Genomic DNA, 13,647 nt, shown 5'->3' with positions numbered 1-13,647 from the left:
TATCTAAAAGAATGGCGCGTAAATTATTATTAGAGCATATAAATGTCCCGGGTATAAACACTCTCGAGGTATATCGGCAGCATGGTGGATACCGTTCGGTCGAAAAGGCCTTGAAATCAATGTCGCCTGATGCGATTGTCGAAGAAGTTAAGAATTCCGGCTTGCGCGGACGCGGCGGCGCGGGATTTCCTACTGGTATGAAATGGAGTTTCCTTGCCAAACCTGAAGGGAAGGAGAGATATCTGGTATGTAATGCTGATGAATCTGAGCCGGGAACTTTCAAGGACCGATACCTAATGACTTACATTCCTCATCTTCTTATTGAAGGGATGATTGTTTCAAGTTTTGCTCTGGGTGCTAAAACATCTTACATTTATGTACGTGGTGAAATGATGCCGCAGATCAGGATATTGGAACGGGCAATTGCAGAAGCAAAAAACGCCGGGTTCTTAGGTAAGAATATTTTGGGTTCCGGTTATGATCTGGAACTTTACGTACAACCCGGTGGAGGTGCATATATATGTGGTGAAGAAACGGCCTTAATCGAATCTTTAGAGGGTAAACGTGGAAATCCACGCATAAAACCACCATTTCCTGCTATTTCCGGAGTTTGGGCTTGCCCTACAGTTGTTAATAATGTCGAAACTATTGCGGCGGTTGTTCCAATTATCAATGATGGTGGTGAAGAATATGCGAAAATTGGAATAGGAAGAAGTACCGGAACGAAGTTGATTTCAGCTTCAGGGAACCTTAATAAGCCTGGTGTCTACGAAATAGATCTTGGTCTATCTGTTGAAGAATTTCTTTACTCTGATGAGTATTGCGGCGGTATCGCTAATGGCAAAAGGTTGAAGGCAGTAGTTGCGGGTGGTTCATCTGTTCCGATACTTCCGGCTAATCTGATGTTAAAAACTGTCAATGGCGAGGCACGTTTAATGAGCTACGAGTCTTTGTCAGATGGCGGTTTTCAATCTGGTTCAATGCTGGGATCTGGAGGTTTAATAGCCTTTGATGAAAATCAATGTATAGTACGGAATACCTGGAACTTCTCTCGTTTTTACCATCATGAAAGTTGCGGGCAATGCTCACCTTGTCGTGAAGGAACTGGGTGGATGGAAAAAGTATTGCATAGGTTAGAATATGGCCATGGAAAAATGAGTGATATCGACCTTTTGGTGGATGTAGCTAAAAAGATTGAAGGTAATACAATTTGCCCGCTGGGTGATGCAGCTGCCTGGCCTGTTGCCAGTGCAATACGTCATTTTAGAGATGAATTTGAGTGGCACGTAACAAATCCTAAGGAAGCGATGGAACGGAATTTTGGTTTAGCAAAATATGCTGATCCCCTGCCTAAGTTAGAGGAGGTAAGTCAATGAGCGAAAAAGTTAAAGTGACAATAGATGGGATTACTGTTGAAGTAGATCCCGGGACGAGTATCCTCAATGCTGCCCGTCAAATTGGCGGCGATATTGTACCTCCTGCTATGTGTTACTATTCTAAACTTAGCGGAAGTGGGGGGAAGTGCCGCACATGCTTGGTAAAGGTGAGTAAGGGTTCTGAGAAAGACCCACGTCCAATGCCTAAATTGGTAGCTTCTTGCCGGACAGGAGTTATGGATGGCATGGAAGTTCAAAATATAACTTCACCCGAAGTAATTGAAGCACGTAAAGGTGTTGTTGAAATACTTTTGATTAACCATCCTCTGGATTGCCCGGTTTGTGATCAGGCAGGGGAATGCCATTTGCAGGATTTATCCTATGAACATGGTGTCGCAAACACACGATATGAATTCGAACGCCGTACCTTTGATCGAATTGATATAGGCGACAAGATTCAGCTGCATATGACACGCTGTATTTTATGTTACCGATGTGTTTATGTTGCCGATCAGCTTACCGATAGTCGTGAACATGGAATTTTAGGTCGTGGAGATGCTTCGGAGATCTCAACCTACATAGAAAAAGCAATTGATAACGATTTTTCGGGGAATGTGATTGACGTGTGTCCTGTAGGAGCTTTAACAGACAGAACATTCCGATTTAAAAACCGGGTGTGGTTTACTAAACCTGTAGATGCGCATCGCGACTGCCCTACATGCAAAGGAAAAGTAACCTTGTGGTATAAAGGAGAAGAAGTTCTGCGTGTTACCGGTCGTAAAGATGAATTTGGCGAGGTTGAAGATTTCATATGTAATACCTGCCGATTTGATACGAAGAATACAAGTGATTGGGTAATTGAAGGGCCGCGGCAGATTTCACATAAATCGGTGATTTCATCTAATCATTATGAGATGGTTCCATTGCCTGTTATCAAACAAAATCAGGCATTGATCGAGGCCAATAAGGTAGAATTTGACAGAGCAAGCAAGATCTGATGGAAATAGCACTTATAATTGAAAAATTTATTTTAATAACTGTGATTTTCTCAGTCAGTTTAGGTGTTGCTGCTTATTCAACGCTAGCTGAACGTAAAATAGCAGGTTATCTTCAGGATCGTGTAGGTCCAAGCCGTGCTGGTTGGGGTGGAATGTTTCAACCTTTGGCAGATGGATTGAAAATGTTCTTCAAAGAAGAGATTATTCCTGCTGAATCATCCAAAGCACTTTTTATCCTCGGCCCTTCTCTTGCTCTTTTAACAGCGTGTATTGGAAGTGCTGTTATCCCCTGGGGGCAAAATATACAAATCGGTGATCGCATTGTTAGTCTCCAGGTTACTGATATAAATGTTGGTATACTATATATTTTCGGGGTCGTTTCCTTGGGAGTATATGGAATAATGATAGGCGGATGGGCGTCCAACAATAAGTTTTCCCTTATGGGAGCTATTCGTGCTGCATCGCAAAGTATTAGCTACGAAATCCCGATGGGATTATCGATTATCGCCCTGTTACTCGCAACAAATACGCTGAGCATGAAGGAAATTGCTGAACAGCAACACGGAGGCAACTGGAATATTCTTTATCAACCCCTGGGTTTCCTGATTTTTCTGGTTTGTTCCTTTGCTGAGACGAATCGTACCCCATTTGATCTTCCGGAATGTGAAACTGAACTCGTTGGCGGGTATCATACAGAATATTCTGGATTTAAGATGGGCGCGTTTATGTTCGCGGAATACTTAAATATGTTTCTTGCTTCGGCAGTGATGTCGACATTGTATTTCGGAGGATATAATTATCCGGGAATGGATTGGGTTAATGAATTAACCGGACCAACTATCGGCCCTCTTATCGGAATGGGCGTACTGTTTCTAAAAATCTTTGTATTTATCTTCTTTTTCATGTGGGTGAGGTGGACTGTTCCCCGCTTCCGCTATGATCAGCTGATGAATTTAGGATGGAAAATATTAATTCCACTGGCAATAGCCAATATTGTGATTACGAGTATTGTAATCACAATAGTTGATAAACTTTAATTGCCTATAGCTAAGCGAAATAGGTGAAGATTTAATTTTAACTCTGTTTGAGAGGATTTAGGGTCTATGGAACCATTAAGTAACAGAAAGAAAGTATTAGAACAGAAACCGATGGATTTCTGGGAGCGATTATACCTTCCGGCGATCTTTAAGGGTATGGCGATTACGTTCATGCACATGTTCAAAAAGAAAGAGACCATCTTTTACCCAGAAGTTGAGCGTGAGTTTTCTGAGAATTGGAGAGGCTTGCATTCATTGAAGCGGGATGAAAATGGTGCTGAACGTTGTACAGCATGTGGACTTTGTGCGCTTTCTTGTCCTGCTGAAGCGATTACCATGATTGCTGGCGAACGACAAAAAGGAGAAGAGCATTTATATCGTGAAGAAAAGTTTGCTGCTGTTTATGAGATAAACATGCTGCGCTGCATCTTCTGTGGATTGTGCGAAGAAGCTTGTCCGAAAGAAGCAATTTACCTAGATGGTCCTATTGTTCCAGCAGACTATTTGAGAAAAGATTTTATATACGGTAAAGACAAACTAGTTGAAGATCCAATGGGATCATTATAAAATTAATTTACAGTTATTGAATAGCCGGATTTCGGCAGAAATTATACCTTTGCAACCATTATAGCAAAGATTAAAGAAATTTTTGATGAGTATTTCTCTTTTTTATTTTGTTGCATTTCTGTCGATCTTTTTCGCCTTGCTGGTGATCTTTGCGAAAAATCCGGTGCATAGCGTTTTATATCTGATCGTTACTTTTTTCACATTTACTATCCATTATATTCTATTAAATGCCCAGTTCCTGGCTATTGTGAATTTCATAGTCTATATGGGAGCGATCATGGTGTTATTTCTGTTCGTACTTATGTTGCTTAACCTAAATGAAAACCAGGAGTCTTCGAAGTCCACGATACTGAAAATGATCGGTGTTATTGCGGGGATGTGTCTAGTTATCACTTTGGTTGGCTCCATAAAAGCATTACATGTCTCGGATCCATTGATCTTGAAAACACAAGATCTTGGCCTGGTGAAAAATTTGGGGAAAGTATTGTTCAGCAAATTCCTTTTACCATTTGAACTTTCGTCCCTGTTGCTTTTATCAGCGATGGTTGGAGCAGTTTTATTAGCAAAAAAAGAAATTAAACAGGCATGATGGAAAATGTAACTCAGGCAATGCAGGGTGTACCGTTAAATCATTATATCCTGCTTAGCGCCATAATTTTTTCAATAGGGGTTATTGGTGTGTTAATCCGCAGGAATGCGATAGTTATTTTTATGTCGATTGAGCTAATGCTGAACGCCGTCAATCTTTTACTTACCGCATTTTCAGTTCATCACAATGATGCTTCTGGTCAGGTTTTCGTTTTTTTCATCATGGCACTTGCAGCGGCCGAAGTTGCCGTTGGATTGGCCATTATTGTAATGATTTTCCGAAACACCAACTCCACTGATGTTAACGTATTGAATAAATTAAAATGGTAATCTTTCGCTACACTCAGGATAACGAGCTTGCGCTGGGCTTTCTGATGTCGGCAAGGATGAATTATAGAATACAAGAATGATAAATTTAGTTTGGTTAGTTCCTTTATTTCCGTTGATTGGCTTCCTTATCAACGGTTTAGGACGTAATATTCTGCCAAAAGCTGCTGTTAGTTTTATTGGTTGTTTATCGGTACTCGCATCTTTCGTTGTTAGTATAGGAATATTTTTGGAGCTTAATTCTTCAGCGACTAAATCTTTTATTATACCTCTTTTTGACTGGATCAGTGTTGGTCTGGTGAAAATTCCTTTTTCATTTCTCCTCGATCCATTGAGTTCGCTGATGCTCCTTATTATCACCGGGATTGGTTTTTTGATTCATGTATATTCAACCGGTTACATGTCACATGATGCCGGTTTCGCCAAATTTTTCGCCTACCTCAACCTCTTTATTTTCTTCATGCTTCTGTTGGTCCTTGGATCTAACTACGTAATCATGTTTATCGGTTGGGAAGGTGTTGGACTTTGCTCTTACCTTTTAATTGGCTTCTGGTTTACGAACTCATCATACGCAAGTGCGGCTAAGAAAGCTTTTATTATGAACCGTATCGGTGATCTTGGTTTCCTGATTGCCGTTTTTCTTATCTTCACTACATTTAACAGTGTTGAATTTGCCGTGATTTTCCCTCAGGCAGCAAACATGCTTTCCGGTGACCGCGCCCTTATTATTATTACATCGCTGCTTTTTGTTGGGGCAATTGGAAAGTCGGCGCAAATTCCATTGTTTACCTGGCTGCCAGACGCTATGGCCGGTCCAACGCCTGTTTCAGCGTTAATTCATGCGGCCACCATGGTGACAGCCGGTATTTACATGATAGCAAGATCGAATATTCTTTTTACTCTGGCTCCCCAAACCATGCATGTCGTAGCAATTATTGGCTTAGCGACTATATTACTGGCTGCCACAATCGCAGTCACTCAAAACGATATTAAAAAAGTACTGGCCTATTCGACAGTATCCCAATTAGGTTATATGTTTTTAGGTTTGGGTGTTGGTGCTTTTACAGGAGCATTCTTCCATGTAATCACTCATGCTTTTTTTAAGGCTTTACTTTTCCTTGGAGCGGGTTCGGTGATTCATGCCATGAGCAACGAACAAGACATGAGAAATATGGGCGGGCTAAGAAAGAAATTACCCGTGACCTTTTTAACTATGATGATTGGGACAATCGCAATTGCAGGTCTCCCACCTTTCTCAGGGTTCTTTTCTAAAGATGAAATTTTAGCCCATGTTTACGAACATAACCGATTGTTTTGGGTACTCGGCGTGATCGGTGCGGTATTTACTTCATTCTATATGTTCAGGATGATGTTTTTAACATTTAGCGGGCATTTTAGGGGTACAACGGCGCAGGAAAGTCATTTACATGAATCCCCCTTGTCCATGACCATACCTTTAATTGTTTTGGCAGTCTTATCTGCGGTTGGCGGGTTCATAGGCACACCTGAAGTATTAGGCGGCAGTCATTGGTTGGAGAGCTTCTTAGCCCCGGTATTTGAAGCTTCAGCAGGGAAGGTGGCCCCTCTGACAATTGATCATGCAACCGAGTATATTTTAATGGCTATATCTGTCGCCGGGGCGCTTGGCGCGATGCTGTTCGCCTATAAACGCTATGTTAAAAATGCTCGGGTTCCTTCAGAAGACCGGGCTGAAAGAGGAACCCTTGCAAGGCTCTCTTACAATAAATATTATATCGATGAACTTTACGCGTCGTTGATCACGAAACCTCTCGACTCCTTATCCGTTTTCTTCTATAAAGTGGTCGATAAGTCAGGTATAGACGGCGTTGTAAACGGATTTGGAAAAGGCGCAATTGAAGCAAGCAAAGGATTTAGATTGCTGCAGTCCGGAATGGTGGGCTTTTATATTTTCATGATGGTTACCGGCATTATTGCTTTGCTTGTTTATAGTATGTACAAAATTTAATAGAGAGTAGAACAAGATAAATGGAGATTTTACTGTTACAAATTTTTATTCCGCTTATTGCAGCTGTCATAATTCTGATCGCCGGTAACTCGGCCAGAGTTTTGGCTGGTGTACTTTCTTTGTTGCCACTGGGCGTTACCGCATACATGTATCTTAATTTTATTCCAGATGCATCGACCCAGTATCTGGTAGAGTTGCCATGGATCCCACAGTTCGGCATAAGCTTTAAAGCAGGGGTGGACGGAATAAGTATGATTTTGCTGATCCTGACGAACTTCCTCATTCCAGTAATCATTTTTTCCAGCTTTAAGCAAGAGATCAGGAATCATAGTGCCTTCTATGCTTTGATTTTCTTTATGCAGAGTGGTCTTTTAATTGTATTCACAGCTTTAGACGGGTTCCTGTTTTATATAGGCTGGGAGGCTGCGCTAATCCCTATCTATTTTATTTGTGCCCTTTGGGGAGGTGAAAACCGAATTAGAGTTAATTTAAAATTCTTTATCTATACGATAGCTGGCAGTTTGGTAATGCTGCTGGCGATCATTTATTTGCATCTTCAAACGCCTGGAAATAGTTATGATCTTCATGAATTCTATAAACTGAATTTAGATCGCACTACGCAAGCGTGGATATTTTGGGCTTTCTTTCTTGCTTTCGCGATAAAAATGCCGGTTTTCCCGTTTCATACCTGGCAGCCGGATACCTATACGGAGGCACCAACAGCAGGAACTATGCTGCTATCCGGCATTATGCTTAAAATGGGTATTTACGGAGTTATCCGCTGGCTAATACCTGTTGCTCCACTCGGGTTTCAAGATTGGGGGCAGATAGCTCTTATACTTTCCATCATTGGGATTGTATATGCTTCAATTATCGCCTTTACCCAAAATGATATAAAAAGACTTATTGCATATTCTTCCATCGCCCACGTAGGATTGATTTCCGCAGGAATATTTGCCTGGAATTTACAGGGATTACAAGGTGCGATGATTCAGATGCTTAGTCATGGTATCAATGTAGTCGGAATGTTTTTCGTTGCTGATATCATTATTCGACGGATGAATACACGTGATCTTAGTCAGCTTGGAGGTATTGCTAAGCCCGCACCAAAGCTTGCAATTGCCTTTCTTATTATCGTATTAGGTACTGTCGCTTTGCCCCTGACTAACGGTTTTATCGGAGAGTTCCTTCTTTTGATGGGAGTTTACAATTATAGTATTTATCCGGGTGCCATTGCCGGTCTAACCATTATTTTAGGAGCCGTATATATGCTCAGGATGTATCAAAGAGTTATGCTCGGTGTAACGAATGAACTAACAACAGGATTTAGAGATCTAGATAAGACAGAAGGAGCACTTTTATTATTCCTTTCAATCTTGATCATTGTAATGGGCGTTTACCCTCAGCCTATCCTTCATATTTCAGAGGCTGCAATAACTAACCTGCTCGAGCAGGTAAACCAAAAGATTTTAGTTAAGTAAAGCATGAGCGCATTAATAACCCTGTCTATTTTAGCCATCGTGGTTCTCTATCTGGGATTGTATAAGGCAAAAAGACTTTTGCTACCAGTCACTTTGTTAGGACTTATTGGTTCTTTAGTCCTTGCTCTCCTGGAATGGAACAGCGGAGCGCAGCCTATTTACAGCGGAATGATGCTGTTCGATAATTTCGCTGTAGCTTTTACCTCCCTTTGCATATTCTCTACTATGCTCATACTTTTGATCTCAAAAGATTATTTTGAAAGTATTAGTGAGCATGTTGCCGAATACTATACCATTATCCTGTTCTCCCTTGCGGGGATTTTAGTCATGGTTTCTTATCACAACCTATCGATGCTTTTCATTGGAGTGGAAATTATGTCGGTGAGTTTATATATTCTTGCTGGTATTCGAAAAAACGACTTTAAATCCAACGAAGCTGCCTTAAAGTACTTTTTAATGGGTGCATTCTCCACTGGGTTTTTGCTATTTGGTATTGCTTTATTGTATGGAGCTTCAGGAACTTTCGATCTGGGACAAATCCGTGAATATGTAATTTCAAACCCTAGCGGGATATCTCCCTTATTTTATACGGGTATAATACTTTTAATTATCGGATTGTCCTTTAAAGTAGGTGCAGCGCCATTCCATTTTTGGACGCCTGACGTTTATGAAGGCTCCCCGACATTGATCACCGCATTTATGAGTACGGTAGTAAAGACGGCTGGTTTTGCCGCTTTCCTGCGTTTATTCCTTATGTGTTTTGCCCCACTACACGATTTTTGGATGCCTGCACTGTTGGTGATTTCCATTCTTACATTATTCATAGGAAATGTTACCGCTCTTTATCAACATAGTTTTAAAAGAATGCTAGCCTTCTCAAGTATCTCACATGTGGGATATATGTTGTTTGCGATAGTTGCTTTGGGTGCAAATTCCAGCAATTCGGTTTTTGTATACGCAATGGCATATTCTATTGCTTCAATCATTGCATTTGCTGTATTGATTCTTGTTAAGCGTCAGACAGGTTCTGATAATTTTGACAGCTTCAACGGGCTTGCAAAAAAGAATCCATTCATAGCATTTACGCTTACGGTTGCTATGTTATCATTAGCAGGAATTCCCCTTACAGCAGGATTTATGGGGAAATTTATGATGTTTTCAACAGCTCTTGCCGAATACCATATTTGGCTCGTTCTTTTGGCGGTAGTAAACGCAGTCATTGGAATTTTCTATTATCTCCGGGTAATAGTCGCAATGTATTTTAAAAGTGCGGAAAGAAACGAGATCCAGTCTTCAGCGTACTTTAATTTTGTTCTTGGTTTTTCTGCCCTTGTTACAGTGGTGGCTGGGGTATATCCTGCGTTCATAACCAGCCTTTTCTAGGCTTAACTATTGCATAAATATTGTAGCTTTACGAATATTTGATTTATGCATGAGATTTGGGACTCCCTGCAACACCTTGTTGATCCGGTGCAATTACTTCGCGAAGGGGGATTTTATCTTCTTCTCTTTGTAATATTCGCTGAAACAGGACTGTTTTTTGGGTTTTTTCTTCCGGGTGATTATTTGCTGTTTTTGGCAGGCATGTTTGTTGCTACAGACCGATTGGATGTATCAATTTATGTACTAATTGCCGGACTTATCGTTGCTGCCATAGCCGGTAATTTCGTCGGTTATTGGTTTGGAAAAAAAACGGGTCCTGTTTTGTATCAACGGGAAGATTCGTTTTTCTTCAAGAAAAGGTTTTTGCTCGCGGCGGAGAAGTATTATAAGAAGCAAGGTGCCTTTGCACTGATAATGGGAAGGTTTATACCGATCGTTAGAACATTTGCACCGATTATTGCGGGTATTGTTCGTCTTGATTACAGAAAATTTGCATTATATAATATTAGCGGTGCTTTCTTATGGATTACATCCTTAACTTTGTTGGGATTCTTTCTTGGCAGAAAATTTGAGCAGGAAATAAATGATTACCTTTTATATATAATTATTGGTTTTATCTTGATAACGACTATTCCTCTCGTTATAACTTATCTGAAGAGGAAAATCGGAGCGGACAGAGATGATGAAGAGGAGCTAAATCCTAAATAAAAATGATTAACGACAACCCCTGGCACACTGTTTCCCCTGGTGACGAAATACCTTCGATCGTAAATGCGATCATCGAAATCCCTAAAGGTTCAAAAGCTAAATACGAAATTGATAAAGATTCCGGACTGATTAAGCTAGACCGCGTTTTATTTTCGTCTGTGATGTATCCGGCGAATTATGGTTTCATACCGCAAACATATTGCGATGATCAGGATCCATTAGATATATTAGTTTTATGTTCGGTAGATGTTTATCCATTGTCAATTGTCGAAGCCAAAGTTGTTGGAGTGATGCATATGGTAGATAATGGTGAGCAGGATGATAAGATAATCGCAGTTGCGAAGAATGATATGTCAGTCAATTACATTGAAGACTTAAAAGAACTTCCTCCGCATACTATGAATGAAATTGTTAGATTTTTTCAGGATTACAAGGCCCTTGAAATGAAAAATGTAACGATCGAGCATTTGCTAGGCAAAAATTATGCATATAAGGTTATAAAAGAGAGTTTAGATTTATACAAGACTACATTTTTAAACACCTAACCTAATATGGGCCTGGCTCTATTTTTCACCTTTTTCCTGGTTTTTCTGAACGGTTTTTTTGTGGCCGCCGAATTTGCACTCGTAAAAGTTCGTGCGTCACAAATCGAAATTAAAGCCAAGACAGGCAGTCGTGTAGCTAAGATAGCTAAACACATGACCCAGCATCTGGACGGATATTTAGCTGCTACTCAACTAGGTATTACTCTTGCTTCTTTGGGACTTGGTTGGGTAGGTGAAGAGGTAATGACCGATATTGTAACGAGGTTTTTTCACCTCTTCAATATTGATACATCTACCACTGTAGCCACCAACATTGGACATGTTCTGGCATTTGCCATTATCACTATACTGCATATAGTTTTTGGCGAGCTTGCTCCTAAATCTCTTGCAATTCAACGTCCAATTGGCACTACCATGGGTATTGCTCTGCCACTTCATTTTTTTTATCTGGTTTTCAGGCCTTTTATATGGCTGTTAAATGGGTTTGCGAATTTTATCCTGAAGCTGTTAGGTATAAGCACGATTAGCGGACACGAGGCACATCACAGTTCTGAAGAACTTCAGTATCTGCTCGATCAGGGTAAAGAGAGCGGCGCGCTGGAAAACAATGAGCATGAATTAATAAAGAATGTTTTTGATTTTAATGAACGTGTAGTCAAGAACATCATGGTACCCCGAACTAAAATCTCTGGTATCGAATTAAATACACCTCATCGTGAGGTGCTTGATATAATTATTCATGAAGGTTATTCCCGGATTCCGGTTTACGATGAAACTATTGATAAGATTGTAGGAATTGTCCATGCAAAGGACATTCTTCCTTTATTAGCCGATAGTAAAGAATGTATTTTAAAAGATATTATTCGGAAACCTTATTTTATTCCTGAAACAAAGAAGATCAATGACTTATTAAGCGAATTGCAATTGAAACGTATCCAGATAGCAATTGTACTTGACGAGTTTGGAGGCACCGCTGGAATGGTCACACTGGAAGATATCGTTGAAGAGCTTGTGGGAGAAATACAGGATGAGTATGATGAAGAAAAGCCCATTGTCGATAAAGTTTCCGCTACGGAATTCATTATTGATGCTACTGCATCAATCTACGATGTAAACGAGTACCTGCCCCATGATCTTCCCGAAGATGGAGATTATGATACTGTTGCCGGACTGGTTAGTGAAATTTTTGGGAAGATACCCGAGGTGGGTGAAGCCCGTGAGTACAATGGTTACAACATCACTATCCTCAAAAAAGCCGATCAGAATGTAGAATCTGTTAAGCTTGAGCTCGTAATTAACGACGACGATGTTGTGGATATCCGATAGTGCAGGCAACGGATGCATATTTTCTATACACCGGATATAAACTCAAACACTTATAGTCTTAGTGAAGAAGAGAGTAAGCACTGTATTAGAGTTTTACGTCTTCAAAAAGGCGACTCTCTAAATCTTGTCGACGGCCGTGGTGGATTTTATGATGCCGTAGTTGATGATCCGCACCCTAAGAGAACTTCGCTGAAAATCCTTAGCAGATATGATGAATTTGGGAAGCGTAATCACTACTTGCATATTGCAGTAGCTCCAACCAAAAATATCGAACGGTTTGAATGGTTTCTCGAAAAAGCTACTGAAATAGGGATTGATGAGATAACGCCTTTGATTTGTGAGCGATCTGAACGTAAAGATTTAAAGACTGATCGTCTGAACAAAGTAATTACGTCTGCTGTAAAGCAATCTATAAAAGCCTATCATCCCAAATTGAATGAACCACTTAGGTTTAAAGACTTTATTGCTTCCGCTTGCAGTACTCATAAATTTATTGCCCATTGTATTGACAGCGAAAAATTCTCGTTAAAGGATAAGATAGTACTGAATTCTAACTACCTTGTAGTTATCGGTCCGGAAGGAGATTTTTCTCCGATGGAGCTTACTATAGCGACAGATGCTGGTTATCTACCCATAGGGCTTGGAAGCTCCAGACTTAGAACTGAAACGGCAGCCCTGGAGGTCTGTTTTGAGGTAAATTTTCTTAATCGATGAATAATACTGCGAAAACCTTCCTTCTCCTTTTGATTGTATTAATGGCAGGAACCACTTCCTCCTTTAAGGCACCTAGTTATAAGATTGCTAAGATGAAATACAATGGCGGCGGCGACTGGTATGCCAACCGGACTGCCCTGCCCGAATTAATTAGTTTTTGTAATAAAAACCTTGGAACTAACTTCGACAAAGAGGAAGCTATTGTTGAAGCTGGCAGCGCGGAAATTTTCAACTACCCATTTGTATATCTCACAGGGCATGGTAATATTGTTTTTTCCGATCAGGAAGCGGAAAATCTCAGAAATTATCTCATCGGCGGTGGATTTCTGCACATCGACGATAATTACGGCCTCGATAAATTTATTCGTCCACAGATGAAAAGGGTTTTTCCAGATCTGGATTTCGTTGAGTTGCCAGCTGATCATATTATATATAATCAGAAATTTAAGTTCTCCGGAGGACTTCCCAAAATTCACGAACATGATGGAAAGCGCCCGCAGGGATTTGCTTTAATTTTTAAGGGGAGAATAGTTTGTTATTATACGTTCGAGAGCGATTTGGGGAACGGCTGGGAAGTTTCTGGAACCTACTCGAGTGATTCTGAAGAAAC

General features: G+C 40.5%; 14 protein-coding genes. All 14 read left to right on the top strand.

From position 1 onward, the window contains the following. Positions 1-11 precede the first annotated feature (11 nt). Positions 12-1,376, top strand: coding sequence for an NADH-quinone oxidoreductase subunit NuoF (gene nuoF, locus WBJ10_RS07315; protein WP_424288861.1), 1,365 nt, complete (start codon positions 12-14; stop codon positions 1,374-1,376). After that, positions 1,373-2,374, top strand: coding sequence for a 2Fe-2S iron-sulfur cluster-binding protein (locus tag WBJ10_RS07310; RefSeq protein WP_424288860.1), 1,002 nt, complete (start codon positions 1,373-1,375; stop codon positions 2,372-2,374). Before nuoF ends, WBJ10_RS07310 begins: the two co-directional genes overlap by 4 nt. Then, positions 2,374-3,411 (top strand): NADH-quinone oxidoreductase subunit NuoH, encoded by a 1,038-nt coding sequence (gene nuoH / locus WBJ10_RS07305; RefSeq protein ID WP_424288859.1) that lies wholly within the window; start codon positions 2,374-2,376, stop codon positions 3,409-3,411. Before WBJ10_RS07310 ends, nuoH begins: the two co-directional genes overlap by 1 nt. Positions 3,412-3,477: 66 nt before the next feature. Then, positions 3,478-3,978: a NuoI/complex I 23 kDa subunit family protein gene (locus WBJ10_RS07300; protein ID WP_424288858.1), complete on the top strand. Its 501-nt coding sequence runs from the start codon at positions 3,478-3,480 to the stop codon at positions 3,976-3,978. 85 nt (positions 3,979-4,063) lie between these two features. Further along, positions 4,064-4,567 (top strand): NADH-quinone oxidoreductase subunit J, encoded by a 504-nt coding sequence (locus tag WBJ10_RS07295; protein ID WP_424288857.1) that lies wholly within the window; start codon positions 4,064-4,066, stop codon positions 4,565-4,567. Then, complete coding sequence (gene nuoK / locus WBJ10_RS07290; RefSeq protein ID WP_424288905.1) at positions 4,567-4,896, top strand: NADH-quinone oxidoreductase subunit NuoK; 330 nt, start codon at positions 4,567-4,569, stop codon at positions 4,894-4,896. Before WBJ10_RS07295 ends, nuoK begins: the two co-directional genes overlap by 1 nt. 76 nt (positions 4,897-4,972) lie before the next feature. Continuing rightward, positions 4,973-6,880, top strand: coding sequence for an NADH-quinone oxidoreductase subunit L (gene nuoL, locus WBJ10_RS07285; RefSeq protein ID WP_424288856.1), 1,908 nt, complete (start codon positions 4,973-4,975; stop codon positions 6,878-6,880). Between the two features lie 20 nt (positions 6,881-6,900). Continuing rightward, positions 6,901-8,361, top strand: coding sequence for a complex I subunit 4 family protein (locus WBJ10_RS07280; protein ID WP_424288855.1), 1,461 nt, complete (start codon positions 6,901-6,903; stop codon positions 8,359-8,361). Between the two features lie 3 nt (positions 8,362-8,364). Further along, positions 8,365-9,744: an NADH-quinone oxidoreductase subunit N gene (locus WBJ10_RS07275; RefSeq protein ID WP_424288854.1), complete on the top strand. Its 1,380-nt coding sequence runs from the start codon at positions 8,365-8,367 to the stop codon at positions 9,742-9,744. A 45-nt stretch (positions 9,745-9,789) separates the two neighbouring features. Then, positions 9,790-10,452: a DedA family protein gene (locus tag WBJ10_RS07270; protein WP_424288853.1), complete on the top strand. Its 663-nt coding sequence runs from the start codon at positions 9,790-9,792 to the stop codon at positions 10,450-10,452. Between the two features lie 2 nt (positions 10,453-10,454). Next, positions 10,455-10,997 carry an inorganic diphosphatase gene (locus WBJ10_RS07265; protein ID WP_424288852.1) on the top strand — a complete coding sequence of 181 codons (543 nt, stop codon included), beginning with the start codon at positions 10,455-10,457 and terminating at the stop codon, positions 10,995-10,997. A 6-nt stretch (positions 10,998-11,003) separates the two neighbouring features. Further along, the gene (locus WBJ10_RS07260) at positions 11,004-12,323 is read left to right on the top strand and encodes a hemolysin family protein (RefSeq protein WP_424288851.1); all 1,320 of its coding nucleotides are present in this window, start codon (positions 11,004-11,006) and stop codon (positions 12,321-12,323) included. Positions 12,324-12,335: 12 nt separating this feature from the next. Continuing rightward, positions 12,336-13,037 (top strand): 16S rRNA (uracil(1498)-N(3))-methyltransferase, encoded by a 702-nt coding sequence (locus WBJ10_RS07255; protein WP_424288850.1) that lies wholly within the window; start codon positions 12,336-12,338, stop codon positions 13,035-13,037. A 41-nt stretch (positions 13,038-13,078) separates the two neighbouring features. Continuing rightward, a partial coding sequence (locus tag WBJ10_RS07250) for a DUF4159 domain-containing protein (protein WP_424288904.1) occupies positions 13,079-13,647 on the top strand: 569 nt, incomplete at its 3' end.

Origin of the sequence: Daejeonella sp., assembly GCF_049655485.1 — a bacterium.
Taxonomy (GTDB): Bacteria; Bacteroidota; Bacteroidia; order Sphingobacteriales; family Sphingobacteriaceae; genus Daejeonella.
This window is presented reverse-complemented; position numbering and strand designations above follow the sequence as displayed.